Below are 18,173 nucleotides of genomic sequence, written 5' to 3'. Positions count from 1 at the left end.
CGGGCGGGGGGGGGCCCGCCCCCCCCCCCCCGCCCCCACGGCCGTCACCCAGCCGGCGCGGCGTAGACTCGTGCGGATGTCCGTGAACGATTCCGCCGGGGTGCGCATCCGCCTCATGCGCGACGACGAGGCCGCCTCGGTCGGCCGCCTCGTCCGCCAGGCGTACGCCGGCGACTACGAGCTCTCCGAGGACTACCTCGCCGAGATCGAGGCCGTCGCCGATCGGGCGCGCGACCACGAGGTGTGGGTCGCCGAGGATGCCGCGTCCGGCGCGCTGCTCGGCACCGTCACCACGCCGCGGCCCGGGGAGCGCCTCTCCGCCGTCGCCCGCGACCGGGACGAGCTCGACTTCCGCTTCCTCGGCGTCGCCGCGGCGGCGCGCGGACGCGGGGTGGGCGAGCAGCTGGTGCACCACGTGACCGCGCTCGCGGCGGACCGCGGCCTCCGCCGCGTCGTGCTGAACACCGGGCCGCAGATGATCGCCGCCCAGCGGCTCTACGAGCGTCTCGGCTTCGAGCGGCTGCTCGAGCGGGAGTTCACCTTCGAGCGTCCCGACGGAACGAGCATCCTCATCTGGGCCTACGGCCGCGACGTCGATGCCGACGCCGGTCGCGCCGCGCACGCCGCCTGACCCGCCCGGACGCGGATCGTTCCTCAGCGCCCGCCGCGGCGGCTCGTGATCTGGCCGGTGTCGAACCCGAGCAGGTGCAGGCCCCCGTGGAAGCGCGCGTGCTCGACCTTGATGCACCGGTCCATGACGACCGTGAGCCCCTGCTCCTCGCCCTGGTAGGCAGCCTGCTCGTTCCAGATGCCCAGCTGCACCCAGATCGTCTTCGCGCCCGCCGCGACGACCTCGTCGACCACCGACGGGATGTCGCTGCCGCGCCGGAACACCACCACGATGTCGGGCACCTCGGGCAGGTCCGTGAGGCCGGCATAGGCGGGCTGCCCGAGGATCTCGGTCTCGTTGGGATTCACGAAGTACACGCGGTAGTCGCTCGACTGCTGCAGGTACGTGCCCACGAAGTAGCTCGAGCGCTGCGGCTTCGGCGACGCGCCGACGATCGCGACCGACCTCGCGGCGTTGAGGATCCGCTGCCGCTGCCTCGCGTCGGGGCCGATCCATGTGCGCTGGGACTTCAGCAGCTTCGCGAGCGGCGAGCTCGCGGGCAGTTCGCACGAGAGGCCGTTGACGAGGCGCACGGTCTCGACGTCGCCGGCCGCGGCATCCGTCGTCTCGGAGCCGGACGTGTCGAGGTCGACGGCGGTGCTCATCGCGTGCCTCCGATCGTGGCGCCGGCGACCGCGAGGCCCGCGGTCGCAGCCGAGAGGGCCTGGTCGAGGTCGGCGATGATGTCGTCGACATCCTCGATGCCGACCGAGAGCCGCACGACACCGGGCAGCACGCCCGCATCGACGAGCTGCTGGTCGGTGAGCTGCGCGTGCGTGGTCGACGCCGGGTGGATGATCAGCGTCTTCGCGTCGCCGATGTTCGCGAGGTGGCTCGCGAGGTTCACCGACTCGATGAGCTTCTGGCCGACCACGCGGCCGCCCTTCACCTCGAAGCTGAACACCGAGCCCGGACCCTTCGGGAGGTACTTCGCGGCGCGCTCGAAGTGCGGGTGGTCGGGCAGCCCCGCCCAGAACACGCGCTCGATGCGCGGGTCGGCGTCGAGCCACTCGGCCACCACGCGTGCGTTGTCGACGTGCGCCTGGATGCGGTACGGCAGCGTCTCGACGCCCTGGGCGAGGAGGAACGCGCTGTGCGGCGCGAGCGCCGGGCCGATGTCGCGCAGCTGCTCGGCGCGCAGGCGGGTGAGGAACGCGTACTCGCCGAAGTTGCCCGACCACTGGAGCCCGCCGTAGTGCGGCACGGACTCCCCGAAGAGCGGGAACTTCTCGGAGTGCCAGTCGAACCGACCCGACTCGACCACGACGCCGCCGAGGGTCGTGCCGTGCCCGCCGAGGAACTTCGTCGCCGAGTGCGTGACGAGGTCGGCGCCCCACTCGATCGGCCGGTTGAGGTACGGGGTCGCGATCGTCGAGTCGACGATGAGCGGGATGCCGTGCGCGTGCGCGACGTCGGCGAGCCCCTCGAGGTCGGCGACCTCACCCGACGGGTTCGCGATCGTCTCGACGAACAGCGCCTTGGTGTGCTCGGTGATCGCCGGCGCGTAGTCGGCGGGGTCGGAGGAGCGCACGAACGTCGTCTCGACGCCGAAGCGGCGGAGCGTGACATCCAGCTGGGTGATCGAGCCGCCGTACAGGTTCGCCGACGCGACGATGTGGTCGCCCGTGCCGGCGAGGCTCGCGAAGGTGATGTACTGCGCGGCCAACCCGCTCGCGGTCGCGACCGCGCCGAGGCCGCCCTCGAGGCTCGCGACGCGCTCCTCGAACGACGCGACCGTCGGGTTCGCCAGGCGGGAGTAGATGTTGCCGTACTTCTGCAGCGCGAAGCGCGCCGCCGCGTCGGCCGTGTCGTCGAAGACGAAGGCGCTCGACTGGTAGATCGGCAGCGCGCGGGCGCCCGTCTCGGCGTCGGGGATGTTGCCCGCGTGGATGGCGCGGGTCTTGAAGCCGTATTCGCGGTCTGCCATGGGGCCACGGTAGTCGGCCGGGCCGCGGCATCCGCTCGTCGCCGTAACGAGAGGCAACGGATGCCGCGTGGCCGGCGGCGCCCGAGGGGACGCGGCTCGCCGCCGGCTGCGGCGTCGGTGCGGCGTGTCGCGTCCCCTCGGGAATCACCCGGCGAGCACGTCGTCCGTCGCGACCACGCGCGCGAACCCGCCGCCGTCGAGGTTCACCGCGGTCGCCCGCGCGAGTTCGGCGGCCGTGAGGCGGAGGCCGCCCGGGCCGGCCATGTCGAACGTGTGGGTCGCGTCGATGGGCAGCGTCACGTCGTAGCCGAGGTTGCCGCCCATGCGCGCGGTCGTCTCCACGCACTGGTTCGTCTGGATGCCGCAGACCACGAGCTGCCGGATGCCGCGCTCGTCGAGCCACGCCGTGAGGTCCGGCTCGCCGTAGAACGCCGAGTTCACGTGCTTCGTGACGAAGAGGTCGTGCGGCGCGTCGGCGACGACCGGCTTCAGTGCGTTGCCGGGGGAGCCGGGCCGGAGGGGCGACCCGGGCTCGCGCGAGTCGTGCCGGACGAGCACGATCGGCCGCGCGGCATCCGCCCACGCCTGCACGAGCCGGGCGATGTTCGCCTCGGCGTCCGGGTTGTCGCGGTCGCCCCAGTACGGGTCGTCGAATCCCTGCTGCACGTCGATCACGATGAGGGCGGCGGTGTCGTCGAAGTCCATGGGTCCATCGTGACGGGCGGCCCGGCGCCGTGCCCGGCCCACGCCTGCCATTCCTCGGCGAGCGGCTGCCAACGGCGCGGTAGCGTGGGCCGGATGATCCTCGAGCACGCCATCCTCCCCGTCGTCCCGGGCCGCGAGGCCGAGTTCGAGGCGGCCTTCGCCCTGGCGCGGCCCATCATCTCGTCGATGCCCGGGTTCGTCGACCTGCGCCTGTCGCGGTCGGTCGAGACCCCGAACGAATACCTGCTGCTCGTGCACTGGGAGCGCCTCGAGGACCACGATCCGGGGTTCCGCGGCTCGCCCGAGTACGCGCGCTGGCGGGAGCTGCTGCACGGGTTCTACGATCCGTTCCCCGTCGTCGAGCACTTCCGGGACGTGGCATGACCGCGGTCACTCGCGTCGAGACGGTGGTGGTCGGCGGCGGCGCGATGGGCGCGGCGACCGCCTGGCAGCTCGCGCGCCGCGGCCGTGAGGTGGCCCTGCTCGAGCGCTTCGAGCCCGGGCACCGCAACGGCGCCTCGCACGGCGCCTCGCGGAACTTCAACGTCGCGTACGACGATCCCGCCTACGTGCGCCTGCTCGTCGAGGCGCTCCCGCTGTGGCGGGAGCTGGAGGCCGAGTCCGGCACCCGCCTCCTCGACCTCGTCGGGGTCGCGAACCACGGTCACGGCGCTCACTTCGACGACGTGCACGCCGCGCTCGACGCGGCCGGCATCCCGGCCGAGTTCCTGCCCGTCGAGGAGGCCGGGCGCCGCTGGCCCGGCATCCGCTTCGACACGCGCGTGCTGTTCAACGAGCGGGCCGGGCGGGTCGACGCGGATGCCACGGTCGCGGCGCTCCACGCGACCGCCGCTGCCGCGGGGGCCGACGTGCGGCATCGCACGCGGGCGACGCGCATCGAGGTCGTCGATGACGCGCGCGTTCGCGTGAGCTGCACGACCGACGCCGGCGAGGAGCTCTTCGAGGCGCAGACCGCGGTCGTGACGCTCGGCGCATGGACCGCGAAGCTCGTCGGCGGGCTCGCCATGCCGCGGCTCGTGGTCACCCAGGAGCAGCCCGCGCACTTCGCCGTGCGCGACGAGTCGGTCGCGTGGCCGAGCTACAACCACTTCCCGGGCGCCGCGGCCGACGGCTACGCGTACTGGCGCTCGCCGGTCTACGGCATGCTGACGCCGGGCGAGGGCGTGAAGGCCGGATGGCACGGCGTCGGCCCCGTCGTCGACCCCGACGCACGCGACTTCCTGCCCGTGCCCGACCAGCTCGCCGACCTGCAGCGCTATGCGCGGGAATGGCTCCCGGGCGTCGACGCCGACACGGTGGACCCGATCAGCTGCACCTACACGACGACGCCCGACGAGCACTTCGTGCTCGACCGCATCGGGCCCATCGTCGTGGGCGCCGGATTCTCGGGGCACGGGTTCAAGTTCACGCCCGTCGTCGGGCGGATCCTGGCGGATCTCGCCGACGGCGCCGCGCCGGCGCCGGACCGGTTCCGGGCCGGCAGGGCGATCTCGGCGGGGTCGTCGCCGACCGGGCTCGCGGGGCGCTGAGGCGCCGCCGCGCGACCTCCGCCGGCCGTCTGCTGCACAGGCCGTGATCAGGGGCGCTTGCTAGCCTCGGACGAGGTCGCCGAGGGGCGGCCCCGGACGAGGGAACCCAGTACCCGGAGCGCGACAAGACTGGCCGAAGGAGAGCCGTCATGTCGTGGATCGTCCTCATCCTCTCCGGTGTGCTCGAGGCCGTGTGGGCCACCGCCCTCGGCCGGTCCGAGGGGTTCACCCGGCTCTGGCCGTCGGTCGTGTTCGGCGCGACGCTCGTGCTCTCGATGGGCGGGCTCGCCTGGGCGATGCGCGAGATCCCCGTGGGCACGGCGTACGCCGTGTGGGTCGGCATCGGCGCCGCGCTCACGGTGATCTGGGCGATGGTCACGGGCGAGACGGATGTCTCGTGGGCCCGTCTCGCGCTCATCGCGGGCCTCGTCGGCTGCGTCGTCGGCCTGAAGCTCGTCGACGGCGGCGCCGGGCACTAGCGCTCCGCGCGCTGCCGGGGCGGGGCCGGGCCGGGCGGACGTCCGCGGCGACGCCACGGCGCCGGCCCCGCGGCGTCCGCTGTGTCAAGAATACTTGACACGGTGTCGGGAATGGTTGACACTGTGCGTGTCAAACATTCTTCACATCGGAGGAAGCGGATGTCATACGAGGAGAAGGGCACGTGGTCGTTCCTCGTGGTCGCGATCGCGGGGTACGCGGTGTACCTCTGGCTCGTGCTCTCCCAGATCGTGGGCGGCACGCCCGTCGAGGAGGTCGACTACGCGATCCCCATGCTCTGGACCATCGGCGGCGCCGTCGTGGCCGGCATCCTCGCGCGCATCGCGATCGAGATCGCGAGCCCCAGCGAGAGCACTCGCGCCGACGTGCGCGACCGGCAGATCGACCGGGCCGGCGAGCAGGTGGGCAACTCGCTCGTGGTGATCGCGGGCATCGGCGCGCTCGTGCTCGCCATGCTGCAGGTGCACTGGTTCTGGATCGCCAACGCGATCTACCTCGGCTTCGTGCTCTCGGCGGTGCTCGGAAGCCTCGCGAAGCTCGCCATGTACCGCCGGGGGTTGCCCGCATGGTGAAACCGACGCGGGTCACGAACGACATCCGCACCCTGCGGTTCCGGCACGGCGAGATGACCCAGGCCGAGCTCGCGCAGCGGCTCGGGGTCACCCGCCAGACCGTCATCGCCATCGAGCAGGGGCGCTACTCGCCGTCGCTCGAGATGGCCTTCCAGATCGCCCGGGTGTTCGGGGTGCCGCTCGACGAGGTCTTCCAGTACCCCCATGAGGAGGTGTCGGCATCATGAGGATCGCCGCCTACCACCGGTACGGATCGCCCGACGTCGTCGGGATCGAGGAGCGGGAGCAGCCCGAGCCCGGGCCGGGGGAGGTGCGCGTGCGGGTGCACGCGGCATCCGTCGGGGCGTCGGATGCCGCAGGCCGGGCGGGTTCGCCCTGGTTCGCCCGGCTCGCCTTCGGGCTGCGTCGACCCCGCAACGCCGTGCTCGGGTCGGACTTCGCCGGCGTCGTCGACGTGGTCGGCGCCGACGTGACGCGGTTCGCCGTCGGCGACCGGGTCTTCGGCGCGACGGGCGCCGACGGCGGCGCGCACGCCGAGGCCGTCGTCGTGAGCGAGCAGGGCGCGATCGTGGCGCTGCCCGACGGCGTCACGGCGTCGCAGGCCGCCGCGATCTGCGACGGCGCCATGACCGCGCTCCCCTTCCTCCGCGACGGCGGCCGGCTGCGGCCCGGCATGCGCGTGCTGGTCAACGGCGCGTCGGGCGCGGTCGGCTCCGCGGCAGTGCAGCTCGCCGCCCGGCTCGGCGCCGAGGTGACCGGCGTGTGCGGTCCCGGGCACGCCGACCTCGTCTCGCGACTCGGCGCGCAGCGGGTCATCGACTACACGCGCGAGGACCCGATGCGACCCGCGGACGGCACGACGTACGACCTCGTGTTCGACGCGGTGGGCGCGAGCTCGTTCCGGCGGGCGCGCCGCGTGCTCGCCTACGGCGGTCGCTACCTCACCACCGTGCCGTCCTGGGCGATCATGCTGCAGCAGCTCACGTCGCGGCTCGGGCGGCGTCGCGCCGTCATCATGTTCACCGGGCTCCGGTCGGCCGAGGCGAAGCGCCCCGACCTCGAGGAGCTCGCGGCGCTCACGGCATCCGGCCGATTCGCGCCGCTCGTCGATCGGATCCTCCCGCTCGACGCCGTCGTCGAGGCCCACGCCGTCGTCAACACCGGACACAAGGCCGGCACGGTCGTGATCGCGCCCGTGCCCGAACTGCAGGAGGCATCATGAAGGCGCTCACCCAGATCGGATACGGGGGCCCCGAGGTCCTCGTCGTCGCCGAGGTGCCCGATCCGGCGCCACCGGGCCCCGGACAGGTGGCGATCGAGGTCCACGCGGCGGGCGTCCACGCCGGCGACGTGTGGATCATGCACGGCGAGCCGCTCATGCTCCGCGCCGTCTTCGGTCGGAAGCGGCCGAAGCAGCCCGTCGGACGCGACGTCGTCGGGGTCGTCAGCGCCGTCGGCGAGGGCGTCACGACCCTCGCGGCCGGCGACCGCGTGTTCGCCGAGTCCGACCAGGGCGGCTTCGCCGAGACCGCGGTGGTGGATGCCGCCTACGTGCGTCGGGCCCCGGCGAACCTCGACGACGCGCACGCCGCGGTGATCCCCGTCTCGGGCACGACCGCGTTGCAGGGGCTGCGCCTCGGCGGCGTGGCATCCGGCGACCGCGTGCTCGTGATCGGCGCGAGCGGCGGCGTCGGCACGTTCGCCGTGCAGCTCGCGGCCGCGCTCGGCGCGGAGGTCACGGGCGTCGCGAGCGCCGCGAAGGCCGACCACGTCCGCGCCGCCGGGGCGACGCACGTCCTCGACCGGCACACCGAGGACCCGACCACCGGCAGCGCCCGGTACGACGTCATCCTGGATCTCGCGGGCGCGCACCCGATCCGTGCGCTGAAGCAGATCCTCACGCCGCGCGGCACGCTCGTGCTCTCCTCGGGCACCGGCTCGCGGTTGCTCGGGCCGATCCCGAGGCTGGCGGCCGCCACGCTCATGTCGCCGTTCACGCGCCGGCGCCTGAAGCCCCTCGTCGCACGTCGCAGCGGCGACGACCTCGACGAGCTCCGTCGGCACGCCGAGGCGGGGCGGCTGCGACCCGTGGTCGACGAGGTCGTCCCGTTCGGCCGGGCGGCCGAGGCGATCGCACGCCTCCAGTCCGGTGGGGTCCGGGGCAAGGTCGCGATCCGGGTGCGCGACGACCGGTCGGCGCCGGATGCCGCGGGCGCGTCAGCGGACGCCGCGGGCGGCACCGCACGTCGCCCGGCTCAGCCGAGCAGCACGGCGCCGTAGGCGAGCGCGGCGACGAGCGCCCACGACGAGAGCCCGACCACGAGCGCGCGCCAGCCGGTGTGCAGCAGCGCACCCACGCGGATCGACGAGCCGAGTGCGAAGAGCGCCATGGCGAGCAGGGTCGTCTGCACCACCTCCGCGGCGCTGAGCAGCGCCTCGGGCAACGGCACGAACGTGCGGAGCAGCACCGCGGCGAGGAAGCCGACGACGAAGAGCGGCACGATGGCGGGGCGCGGGCCCGCGGCATCCGTCACCCGGCGCCGCTCGACGCTCGCCGCGATCGCGACCATCGGGGCGAGCAGCAGCACCCGGGTGAGCTTCACGACCACCGCGACCGCGAGGGCCGACGCGCCCGCCACCTGCGCCGTGGCGACGACCTGGCCGACGTCGTGCACGCCCGCACCCACCCAGTGCCCGAACTCGGCAGCCGTCAGGCCGAGCGGATGCCACAGCGCGGGCAGGACCGCGATCGCGAGCGTGCCGCACAGCGTCACGAGCGCCACCGGCACCGCCTGCTCCTCGTGTCGCGCCCGCACGGCACCGCCCATCGCGCCGATCGCCGAGGCGCCGCAGATCGCGAAGCCGCTCGCGACGAGCAGCGGTTCATGCCCGGGCAGGCCGACCGCGCGTCCGAGCCACCACGTGCCGGCGAACGTGAGGACGACCACGCCGATCGTCGTGAGCACCGTGACCCAGCCGAGCCCGACGATGTCGCCGAGTCCCAGCTGGAGTCCGAGGAGCACGATTCCGGCGCGGAGCAGCGTGCGACCGCTGAACGCCAGGCCCGGCCGGAGCGCGCCGTCGAGGTGGGGCCGCACCCGCGGGACCTGGCCCGCGACGATGCCCGCCGCGACCGCGACGGTGAGCAGCGGCACGGCGGGCACCGCGAGGTGCACGAGCCAGGCGAGGACCGCGGCGAGCGCCGCGACGCCGACGCCCGGCATCCGCTCGCCCCATGCGGGCGTGCGCGTCATCCCCACCCGGGCAGCCAGAAGTGCAGCTGCCGGAACTCCGGCGACGTCGGCATCGCGCTCCAGATCGGGAAGAAGAACGCGGAGACGACGAGGACCACCGCGAGGAACACCGCGACCGTCGCGATGCCCTGCTGGCGACGCCACCGCGGATCGTCGGGCCTGCCGAGGACGATGCCGAGCACGTACGTCAGGGCGAGGAACACGAACGGCTCGTACGCGATCGTGTAGAAGTGGAACACCGTGCGCTCCACGTAGAGCAGCCACGGCAGGTACCCGGCCCCCACGCCGAGCAGGACGGCGCCCGCCTGCCACTCCCGGTACCGTGCGAAGCGGTAGACGAGGTACACCGAGGCGAGGGTGGCCGCCCACCAGATCAGCGGGTTCGCGATGCCGATGATGGACGACACGCACTCGCCCCCGCCGCAGCCGTCGACCTCGGCGTAGTACATGTTCGTCGGACGGAGCATGAGCGGCCACGTCAGCGGGTTCGCCTCCCACGGGTGGTCGGTTCGGACCCCCACGTGGTAGCCGTAGGCGGCCTGGTGGTAGTGCCACAGGCTCTGCAGCGGATGCGGCACCCAGGACCAGAACCCGGTGGCCGCATTCTCGGGCTGGTCGGCCCAGTCGCGGTAGTACCCGCCCGAGGTCACGAGCCAGCCGGTCCACGACGCGAGGTAGGTCGCGGCCGCGACGGGGACGAGCAGCAGGAACGTGACCGGCCCCTGCTTGACGACCGCGCCCTCGACGAAGAACGGCAGCCCGGCGCGACGCCTCGCGAGCGCGTCGACGAGCACGAGGTAGACGCCCACCGCCGCCAGGAAGTACAGGCCAGACCACTTCACGGCGATCGCCGCGCCGAACGCGACGCCCGCCGCGACCACCCAGGGTCGCGCCCACACCACCGGACCCGACCGGGGCTCGGCGCCGTCGGCCCGCAGCGCCGCGAGCCGCGCGGCGAACCGATCCTCGGTCTTCGCTCGATCGAGCAGCACGAACCAGAAGCCCAGCAGGCAGAACAGCATCAGCCAGTTGTCGAGCAGGCCCACGCGGCTCATGACGATGGCGTTGCCGTCGACCGTGAACAGCAGCCCGGCGATCACGGCGAGGGAGGTGGACCGGAACAGGATGCGGCCGACCATGGTCAGCGCGAACACCGCGACGACGCCGGCGAGCGCCGTCGACGCGCGCCACCAGAACGCGCTGTCGGCGCCGAAGAGCGCCATGCCGAGCCCGATCATCCACTTGCCGAGCGGCGGGTGGACCACGTACGACGGGTCGTCGGAGAAGACGTCGGTGTCGCCGCGCGCGAAGTCCTCGTTCGCGCCCGCGGGCCAGGCCGACTCGTAGCCGTTCGCGATGAGCGTCCACGCGTCCTTCACGTAGTACGTCTCGTCGAAGACGATCTCGTGCGGGTCTCCGAGGTTCCAGAAGCGCAGCAACGCCGCGATGAGCGCGACCGCGATGGGGCCGCCCCAGTACCAGACGGCGCGGCGACGGGGGGTGCGCAACAGGTGCGCCCAGCGCTCGTCGAGGCGCGACCCGCGCGGGCCGGGGTCGGTCGCGGGAGCGTCGACCGGGCCGGTCGCGGTCTCTGGCTCGGCCTCGGCGGCGCGCTCTGGCGGTTCCGGCGGGGTGACGGATGCGGCGTCGCGCGCGTCGGCGCCGACCCCGTTCGAACCCATGCGCCCCACTGTAGCCGCGCCCGCCGCGGCATCCGTGCGTCAGACTGGAGCGGTGATCATCCTCGCGGCGACGCCCATCGGCAACCTCGGCGACGCCTCCGCACGGCTCCGGCAGGCGCTCGAGGACGCGACCGTCGTCGCCTCCGAGGACACCCGCGTGACCCAGCGGCTGCTCGCCGGCCTCGGCATCGCCAACCGGCCGAAGCTCATCGCCCTGCACGAGCACAACGAGCGGGCGCGCGCCGCCGACCTCGTCGAGCTCGCGCGCGACGGCGACCTGCTCGTGCTGAGCGACGCGGGCATGCCGACGGTGTCCGACCCGGGCTTCCCGCTGGTGCAGGCCGCGGTCGAGGCGGGCGTCGACGTGACGGCGATCCCGGGCCCGAGCGCGGTGATCACCGCGCTCGCCGTGTCGGGGCTGCCGACCGACCGCTTCGCGTTCGAGGGGTTCCTGCCGCGCAAGGCGGGCGAGCGGATGCGGCGGCTCGCCGACCTCGCCGCCGACCGTCGCACGCTCGTGTTCTTCGAGGCGCCGTCGCGGCTCGCGGCCACGCTCGGCGCGCTCGCCGAGGCGTTCGGCGACGACCGGCCCGCCGCGGTCTGCCGGGAACTCACCAAGCTGCACGAGGAGGTCCGCCGTGGTCCGGTCGGCGAGCTCGCCGCCTGGGCTGCCGACGGCGTGCGCGGCGAGATCTGCATCGTGGTGGGCGGTGCCGCCGAGCCGGCTCCGGCCGACGCCGGCGAGGCCGTGGCGCGGGTCGTCGCGCTCGCGGCATCCGGTACCCGGTTGAAGGACGCCGCGGCCGCCGTCGCCGCCGAGACCGGCCTGGGACGCCGCGACCTGTACGAGGCGGCGCTGGAGGCTCGCCGGGGCGACTGAACCTGCGAGCCCATTCGCTTGCATCGGAATCACAGGTGCTTCCCAAGCGCCTCCCACCGGCCGGACGCACGATGACCGTGACAACGGAGTCCGGGGGAGGGCGTCATGGCCAAGGCAGTGCGGTTCAGTGAATTCGGCGGACCGGAGGTGCTCGAGATCCAGGAGATCCCGACGCCCGCACCCGGCCCGGGCGAAGTGCTCGTCGAGGTGTACGCCGCCGGGATCTCGCCCGTCGAGACGGCCGTGCGACTCGGCGACAACGCCGACCGGTGGCCGGTCGAGTTCCCCTCCGGACAGGGGCGCGAGTTCGCGGGTGTGGTCGCCCAGGTCGGGCCGGGCGTCACGCGGTTCCGCCGTGGCGCCGAGGTCATGGGCTACGTCGCCCGCGGTGCGCACGCCACGCACGTGGTCGTGCCCGAGACCCAGCTCCTGCCCAAGCCGATCTCGCTCTCGTGGGAGATCGCCGGGTCGCTCTACGTGGCCGGCACCACCGCCCTCGGCGCGGTCGAGGGCCTGAACCTCGGCGCGAACGACGTCGTCGTCATCACGGCCGCGGCCGGCGGCATCGGCTGCCTGGCGGCGCAGTTCGCGCGGGCTCGGGGCGCCGTCGTCATCGGCAGCACCACCGAGGAGCGGTTCGACTTCGTCCGGCAGTTCGGCGTGGTGCCGGTCTCCTACGGCCCGGACCTCGCCGCCCGCGTCCGCGCCGTCACCCGGGCGCCCGTCACCGCGTTCCTCGACTTCCTCGGCGGCGAGTCCGACGAGGCCGCCGCGCTCGGCGTGCCGTCCATGCGCGTGTTCACCACGACCGACTGGGGCGCCGTGGAGGACCACGACGCGGTGAAGCTCTACGCGGGCGACACCATCGCGCTCGCGCGCGTCGCGCAGCTCGTCGCCGACCGCCAGATCCGGCTGCCCATCGCCGACGTGTTCTCCCTGTCCGAGATCGCCGACGCGTACCGGCAGCTCGACCAGCGGGACTCGGCGGGCAAGATCGTCATCGGCATGAAGCTCGTCGACTACAAGGGGCAGAAGGTGCGGCCGTCCCGGCTCAAGCAGCAGGACGTCACCATCGGCGTCCCCACGCCGCACGAGCGCGTCAGCGTCGAGGGCGTGCTGCCGCCGGTGATCGGCGACGGCCGCGCGCGCCGGCTGCGCACGGGCTCGATCCCGCAGGTCGGGGCGCCCGCCGCCGCGGCGCCCGTGCGCTGATCGTCCGGGCCGGGGCCGCCCCCGGCCCGGCGTTACGCGGCGTGCGCCGCCCGTAGGATTGTCGGCATGGCCGACGGCTCCTCGTTCTACATCACCACCCCGATCTTCTACGTCAACGACGTGCCCCACATCGGGCACGCCTACACCGAGGTCGCCGCCGACGTGCTCGCGCGCTGGAACCGGCAGGCGGGCCGCGACACGTGGATGCTGACGGGCACCGACGAGCACGGCCAGAAGATCCTGCGGACCGCGACGGCGAACGGCGTCACGCCCCAGGAATGGGCCGACAAGCTCGTCGCCGAGGCGTGGAAGCCGCTGCTCGACACGATCGACGTCGCCAACGACGACTTCATCCGCACGACCGACGAGCGCCACGAGGCGAACGTGCAGCGGTTCCTGCAGAAGCTCTACGACGACGGGCACATCTACACGGGCGAGTACGAGGGCTACTACTGCGTCGGCTGCGAGGAGTACAAGCAGCAGTCCGAGCTCGTCGACGGCGAGGGGGAGTACGCGGGCCAGCTCGTGTGCGCCATCCACTCGAAGCCCGTCGAACTGCTGCACGAGAAGAACTACTTCTTCCGCATGTCCGCGTTCGCCGACCGGCTGCTCGAGCTCTACGAGACGCGTCCGGACTTCGTGCAGCCCGAGTCGGCGCGCAACGAGGTCGTGAGCTTCGTGCGGTCGGGGCTGGCCGACCTGTCGATCTCGCGGTCGACGTTCGACTGGGGCGTGAAGGTGCCCTGGGACGAGTCCCACGTCGTCTACGTGTGGTTCGACGCGCTGCTGAACTACATCACCGCGGTCGGCTACGGACAGGACGACGCGGAGTTCGCGCGGCGCTGGCCCGCACAGCACCTCGTCGGCAAGGACATCCTCCGCTTCCACGCCGTCATCTGGCCGGCCATGCTCATGGCCGCGGGCCTCGAGGTGCCGCGCGGCGTCTTCGGCCACGGCTGGCTGCTCGTCGGCGGCGAGAAGATGTCGAAGTCGAAGCTGACGGGCATCGCGCCCGAGCAGATCACCGACACCTTCGGCTCCGACGCGTTCCGCTACTACTTCCTCTCCGCCATCCACTTCGGACAGGACGGCTCGTTCTCGTGGGAGGACCTCGCGGCCCGCTACCAGGCCGAGCTCGCGAACGGCTTCGGCAACCTCGCCTCCCGGGTCATCGCGATGATCGGCCGGTACTGCGACGGCGACGTGCCCTCGGGCGAGGCCGGCCGCACCGACGCGGACGCCGCTGTCGCGGCGCTCGGGGCCGAGGTGACGGATGCCGCGTGGCGGGCGATCGAGCGACTCCGCGTGCACGAGGCGATCGCCGCGGCGTGGCGCCTCGTCGACGCGCTCAACGGCTACCTCACCGAGCAGGAGCCGTGGGCGCTCGCGAAGGACCCGGCGCAGCGCGACCGCCTCGAGGCGGTGCTCGCGACCGCCTACCACGGGCTGGGCACGCTCGCCGTGCTGCTCTCGCCGGTGCTGCCCAAGGCGACCGCGAAGCTGTGGACCGCCCTCGGCGCGCCCGGCACCGTGCAGGAGCAGCCGATCGACCGGGCCCACGAGTGGACGCCCGGTTCGCGCGTCGCCGCGCTCGAACCGCTGTTCCCACGCGTGGAGGTCGCCGAGTGACGGCTCCGGCCGACCACCTGCGCACCCGATCCGACGGCGGACGCGCCGTCGAGTACCCGCCGGCGCCCGAGCCGCTCGCGGTCGCGGTGTACGACAACCACACCCACCTCGAGATCGCCGACGGCGCGATGCCGCTGACGCCGCACGAGCACCTCGAGCGTGCGGCATCCGTCGGCGTCGCCGGTGCGGTGCAGGTCGGCACGGATGTCGCCACCAGCCGCTGGTCGGCCGAGATGGCCGCCCGCGAACCCCGCCTGCTCGCGGCCGTCGCACTGCACCCCAACGAGGCGCCGGAACTCGACGCCCGCGGGGAGCTCGATGCCGCGATCGACGTCATCGACGAACTCGCCGCGCAGCCGCGCGTGCGCGCCGTCGGCGAGACCGGCCTCGACTTCTACCGCACCGGCGACGAGGGCCGCGACGCCCAGTTCCGCTCGTTCGAGGCGCACCTCGACATCGCGAAGCGGCACGGGATCGCGCTGCAGATCCACGACCGGGACGCCCACGACGAGGTGGTCGCGACCCTGCGTCGTGCGGGCGCGCCCGACACCACGATCTTCCACTGCTTCTCGGGCGACGCCGAGCTCGCCCGGCTCGCCGCCGATGCCGGCTGGTACTGCTCGTTCGCGGGCAACGTCACGTTCAAGAACGCCGAGAACCTGCGGGCGGCGCTGCGCGTCCTCCCGCGCGAGCTGCTCCTCGTCGAAACCGATGCGCCGTACCTCACGCCCGTGCCGCTCCGCGGCCGGCCCAATGCGCCGTACCTGGTGCCGCACACCATGCGGTTCCTCGCCGACACCCTCGACGCCGACCTCGACGAACTCTGCGCGCAGGTCGCCGAGAACACCGTGCGGGCCTACGGGTCGTGGGACGACGGCCTCGCTGCCGACGCGGCGGGATCCGCGTGAACCGGCGCGCCGTGACCACCGTCGCCCCCACGTGCCGCAGCATCGACACCGTGCGGGGGAGCATCCGGTGAACGCGCACCGCCACGAGGCCGACGGGGCGGACCGTACCGCGCGCCTCCTCGGACCCGCCGAGATCCGCGACCTCGCCGAGCTGCTCGACGTCACGCCGACGAAGAAGCTCGGCCAGAACTTCGTGCACGACGGCAACACCGTGCGCCGCATCGTGCAGACCGCGGGCGTCGAACGGGGGGAGACGGTCCTCGAGATCGGGCCGGGCCTCGGCTCGCTGACCCTCGGACTGCTCGAGGCCGGCGCCGACGTCATCGCCGTCGAGATCGACGGCCGCCTCGCCCGGCAACTGCCGCACACCGCCACCGTGATGCAGCCCGGGACGCGCCTCACCGTCGTGCACGACGACGCGCTCCGCGTCACGTCGCTGCCCGGAGCGCCCACGCGGCTCGTCGCGAACCTGCCGTACAACGTCTCCGTGCCCGTGCTGCTCCACCTGCTCGAGCACCTGCCGTCGCTGCGCAGCGGCATCGTCATGGTGCAGGCCGAGGTGGGGCACCGGCTCGCGGCCGAACCGGGCTCGAAGGTGTACGGCGCTCCGAGCGTCAAGGCCGCCTGGTACGGCCGGTGGCGCATCGCCGGCCAGGTCTCCCGCATGGTGTTCTGGCCGGTGCCGAACGTCGACTCGGTGCTCGTCGGCTTCGAGCGCGGCGAGGCGCCCGGCGACCCGCCCGGAACCGAGGCGGAGCGCGTCGCCGTGTTCGCGCTCGTCGACGCCGCGTTCCAGCAGCGTCGCAAGATGCTGCGGCAGTCCCTCTCCGGGGTGCTCGGCGGCACGTCGGCCGCGGCGACGGCGGTGCTCGAGCGTGCGGGCATCGACCCGCAGGCCCGCGGGGAGCAGCTCACCGTCGACGACTTCCTGCGTGTGGCGCGCGCCGCGGCCTCCGCCTGACCGCGCACCGACCCGAGTACGGAGGAACGGCCCGACGCCACCCCCTTGCGGCGGGCCCCCGCGCCCCGGGTAGCGTGAGGGCATGACGACGGACGGCATCGGATCGAGCGGCGACGGCGTCGGCGACGCCAAGGTGCGCGAGGTGACCGGGCGCGCTCGCGAGGACTGGTTCGCCATCCTCGACGAGGCGGGGGCGCGCGAGTGGTCCCACCCCGAGATCGCCGCCTGGCTCCCTGCCGACCAGGGGGTCGACGCGTGGTGGTCGCAGCACCTCACCGTGGCGTACGAGCAGGCCCGCGGCATCCGTTCGCCCGGGCAGCGCCAGGACGGCATGTTCGAGGCGAGCGTCTCGCGCACGGTGCCGCTCGACGCGGTCGCGGCGCTCCACGCGCTGGCCGACGTGGTGGCCGCCGAACTCGCGGTCGAGCCGCTCGCGCGCAACACGTCGGCGCGGCATCCGACCGCCCGGTTCCACCTCGACGGCGGCGAGTTCGTGCTCGCCGGGTCGAGCCCGCGGGGCGACGACCGCTCGTCGATCTCGCTCACGTGGGGGCGCATGCCCGACGGTTCGCGCGTCGCCGACGTGAAGGCGACGCTGCGCGAGTGGCTGGAGCGCGTGGGCTGACCGCATGCCCTAGCGTGGACGCATGACGATCGCGGCGACCGACGAGGCAGTGCACGTCCGGGCGCCCGGCAAGATCAACGTCTTCATGCGCGTCGGCGCGCTCGACGCCGACGGCTACCACGACGTCGCGACGGCCTACCAGGCGGTGTCGCTCTACGAGGACGTGCGCGCTTGGCCCGACGACGACATCACGGTCTCGTTCAGCGGCACGGTCGACACCTCCGACCTGCCGACGGATGCCTCGAACCTCGCGGTCCGCGCGGCGAAGCTGCTCGCCCGGCACGCCGGGGTGCCCGGCGGGGTCCGCCTCGAGATCGAGAAGCACGTGCCCATCGCCGGCGGCATGGGCGGCGGGTCGGCGGATGCCGCGGCGACCCTCGTCGCCTGCGACGCGCTCTGGGGCACCGCGCTGCCGAAGGAGGAGCTGCACGCCCTCGCCGCGTCCCTCGGCGCCGACGTGCCCTTCGCGCTCACCGGCGGCACCGCGATCGGTACCGGACGAGGCGACCGGCTGAGCCCGGCGCTCGCGACCGGGTCGTTCCACTGGGTGCTCGCCGTCGCCGAGTTCGGCCTGTCGACGCCGGCGGTCTACCGCGAACTCGACCGCCGGCGCGACGCCGGCCTCGAGGAGGACTGGCGCTCCGGCGCGGATGCGGCATCCGCTGCCTCGCCCACCGTCGACCTCGCGGTGCTGCAGGCGCTGCGCGCGGGCGACCCGCGCCGGCTCGCCACCGCGCTGCACAACGACCTGCAGTCGGCGGCGCTGTCGCTCGCGCCCGGCCTGGGCCGCATCCTCGACATCGGCGAGCGCAACGGCGCGCTCGCGGGCATCGTCTCGGGGTCGGGGCCGACGGTGGCGTTCCTCGTCGACGGCGCCGACTCGGCGATCGAGCTGCAGGTCGCGCTGTCGGCGGCGCGGCTCACCGCGGTCCACGTCCACGGGCCCGTCCACGGCGCCCGCGTCGTCCTCCGCTGACGCGCGCCCTCCTCCCTCTCCGCGCCCACCCTCTCTCTTCCCCGCGCCCGCCCGTGCGGCGAATTGATGCCAGGTGCACCGCCGCGCGCCACCACCGGTGCAGGTGGCATCACTCCGTCGCAGG

General features: G+C 73.6%; 20 protein-coding genes and 1 riboswitch. Of the genes, 15 read left to right on the top strand and 5 right to left on the bottom strand.

Annotation, left to right across the window (positions count from 1 at the left end):
• Nucleotides 1-76 precede the first annotated feature (76 nt).
• Nucleotides 77-631, top strand: coding sequence for a GNAT family N-acetyltransferase (locus tag M1L56_RS06545; protein WP_067949879.1), 555 nt, complete (start codon nt 77-79; stop codon nt 629-631).
• Between the two features lie 23 nt (nt 632-654).
• Here M1L56_RS06545 and M1L56_RS06540 read toward each other — a convergent pair whose 3' ends face one another.
• From M1L56_RS06540 to M1L56_RS06530, 3 genes are all read right to left on the bottom strand, one after another.
• Nucleotides 655-1,275: a CoA-binding protein gene (locus M1L56_RS06540; protein WP_374256101.1), complete on the bottom strand. Its 621-nt coding sequence runs from the start codon at nt 1,273-1,275 to the stop codon at nt 655-657.
• A complete protein-coding gene (locus M1L56_RS06535; protein ID WP_248598615.1) occupies nt 1,272-2,597 on the bottom strand; it encodes an O-acetylhomoserine aminocarboxypropyltransferase/cysteine synthase family protein in 1,326 nt (441 codons plus the stop codon). The genes M1L56_RS06540 and M1L56_RS06535 overlap by 4 nt, the downstream gene beginning before the upstream one ends.
• 144 nt (nt 2,598-2,741) lie before the next feature.
• The gene (locus M1L56_RS06530) at nt 2,742-3,302 is read right to left on the bottom strand and encodes a cysteine hydrolase family protein (protein WP_248598614.1); all 561 of its coding nucleotides are present in this window, start codon (nt 3,300-3,302) and stop codon (nt 2,742-2,744) included.
• A 93-nt stretch (nt 3,303-3,395) separates the two neighbouring features.
• On the opposite strand from M1L56_RS06530, the gene M1L56_RS06525 reads away from it, so the two are divergent.
• The 7 genes from M1L56_RS06525 to M1L56_RS06495 all read left to right on the top strand — a co-directional run bounded on the left by M1L56_RS06525 (nt 3,396) and on the right by M1L56_RS06495 (nt 8,202).
• Nucleotides 3,396-3,686, top strand: coding sequence for an antibiotic biosynthesis monooxygenase (locus M1L56_RS06525; protein ID WP_248598613.1), 291 nt, complete (start codon nt 3,396-3,398; stop codon nt 3,684-3,686).
• Nucleotides 3,683-4,852 (top strand): FAD-dependent oxidoreductase, encoded by a 1,170-nt coding sequence (locus M1L56_RS06520; RefSeq protein WP_248598612.1) that lies wholly within the window; start codon nt 3,683-3,685, stop codon nt 4,850-4,852. Before M1L56_RS06525 ends, M1L56_RS06520 begins: the two co-directional genes overlap by 4 nt.
• Before the next feature lie 71 nt (nt 4,853-4,923).
• Nucleotides 4,924-4,990: riboswitch (guanidine-III (ykkC-III) riboswitch) on the top strand.
• An 11-nt stretch (nt 4,991-5,001) separates the two neighbouring features.
• Complete coding sequence (locus M1L56_RS06515; RefSeq protein WP_067949890.1) at nt 5,002-5,331, top strand: multidrug efflux SMR transporter; 330 nt, start codon at nt 5,002-5,004, stop codon at nt 5,329-5,331.
• Between the two features lie 159 nt (nt 5,332-5,490).
• The gene (locus M1L56_RS06510; protein WP_248598611.1) at nt 5,491-5,922 is read left to right on the top strand and encodes a hypothetical protein; all 432 of its coding nucleotides are present in this window, start codon (nt 5,491-5,493) and stop codon (nt 5,920-5,922) included.
• Nucleotides 5,916-6,149: a helix-turn-helix transcriptional regulator gene (locus M1L56_RS06505; RefSeq protein ID WP_067949894.1), complete on the top strand. Its 234-nt coding sequence runs from the start codon at nt 5,916-5,918 to the stop codon at nt 6,147-6,149. The genes M1L56_RS06510 and M1L56_RS06505 overlap by 7 nt, the downstream gene beginning before the upstream one ends.
• On the top strand, nt 6,146-7,144 hold the full coding sequence (locus M1L56_RS06500) for an NAD(P)-dependent alcohol dehydrogenase (protein ID WP_248598610.1): 999 nt from the start codon (nt 6,146-6,148) through the stop codon (nt 7,142-7,144). Before M1L56_RS06505 ends, M1L56_RS06500 begins: the two co-directional genes overlap by 4 nt.
• Nucleotides 7,141-8,202 (top strand): NAD(P)-dependent alcohol dehydrogenase, encoded by a 1,062-nt coding sequence (locus M1L56_RS06495; protein ID WP_248598609.1) that lies wholly within the window; start codon nt 7,141-7,143, stop codon nt 8,200-8,202. The genes M1L56_RS06500 and M1L56_RS06495 overlap by 4 nt, the downstream gene beginning before the upstream one ends.
• Here the strand turns inward: M1L56_RS06495 and M1L56_RS06490 are convergent.
• Entirely contained in the window at nt 8,178-9,176 is a 999-nt protein-coding gene (locus tag M1L56_RS06490; RefSeq protein ID WP_248598608.1) for a YeiH family protein, read from the bottom strand. The two genes, M1L56_RS06495 and M1L56_RS06490, sit on opposite strands and share 25 nt — an antisense overlap.
• Entirely contained in the window at nt 9,173-10,858 is a 1,686-nt protein-coding gene (locus tag M1L56_RS06485) for a dolichyl-phosphate-mannose--protein mannosyltransferase (RefSeq protein WP_248598607.1), read from the bottom strand. The genes M1L56_RS06490 and M1L56_RS06485 overlap by 4 nt, the downstream gene beginning before the upstream one ends.
• Nucleotides 10,859-10,910: 52 nt before the next feature.
• On the opposite strand from M1L56_RS06485, the gene rsmI reads away from it, so the two are divergent.
• From rsmI to M1L56_RS06450, 7 genes are all read left to right on the top strand, one after another.
• Nucleotides 10,911-11,738 (top strand): 16S rRNA (cytidine(1402)-2'-O)-methyltransferase, encoded by an 828-nt coding sequence (gene rsmI / locus M1L56_RS06480; RefSeq protein WP_067949898.1) that lies wholly within the window; start codon nt 10,911-10,913, stop codon nt 11,736-11,738.
• Nucleotides 11,739-11,843: 105 nt separating this feature from the next.
• Complete coding sequence (locus tag M1L56_RS06475; protein ID WP_248598606.1) at nt 11,844-12,950, top strand: NADP-dependent oxidoreductase; 1,107 nt, start codon at nt 11,844-11,846, stop codon at nt 12,948-12,950.
• 66 nt (nt 12,951-13,016) lie between these two features.
• Nucleotides 13,017-14,579, top strand: a complete 1,563-nt coding sequence (metG, locus tag M1L56_RS06470; protein ID WP_248598605.1) for a methionine--tRNA ligase — start codon at nt 13,017-13,019, stop codon at nt 14,577-14,579.
• Complete coding sequence (locus M1L56_RS06465; RefSeq protein WP_248598604.1) at nt 14,576-15,487, top strand: TatD family hydrolase; 912 nt, start codon at nt 14,576-14,578, stop codon at nt 15,485-15,487. The genes metG and M1L56_RS06465 overlap by 4 nt, the downstream gene beginning before the upstream one ends.
• 67 nt (nt 15,488-15,554) lie before the next feature.
• On the top strand, nt 15,555-16,448 hold the full coding sequence (gene rsmA / locus M1L56_RS06460; protein WP_067949906.1) for a 16S rRNA (adenine(1518)-N(6)/adenine(1519)-N(6))-dimethyltransferase RsmA: 894 nt from the start codon (nt 15,555-15,557) through the stop codon (nt 16,446-16,448).
• An 82-nt stretch (nt 16,449-16,530) separates the two neighbouring features.
• The gene (locus M1L56_RS06455) at nt 16,531-17,073 is read left to right on the top strand and encodes a DUF4287 domain-containing protein (RefSeq protein WP_248598603.1); all 543 of its coding nucleotides are present in this window, start codon (nt 16,531-16,533) and stop codon (nt 17,071-17,073) included.
• Between the two features lie 22 nt (nt 17,074-17,095).
• Nucleotides 17,096-18,049, top strand: coding sequence for a 4-(cytidine 5'-diphospho)-2-C-methyl-D-erythritol kinase (locus M1L56_RS06450; protein WP_248598602.1), 954 nt, complete (start codon nt 17,096-17,098; stop codon nt 18,047-18,049).
• The last annotated feature ends 124 nt before the right edge of the window (nt 18,050-18,173 follow it).

It is taken from the genome of Agromyces sp. C10, from assembly GCF_023217995.1.
GTDB lineage: Bacteria > Actinomycetota > Actinomycetes > Actinomycetales > Microbacteriaceae > Agromyces > Agromyces indicus.
Note: the sequence above shows the minus strand (reverse complement) of the source record. Positions and strands in the feature narration are given on the sequence as shown.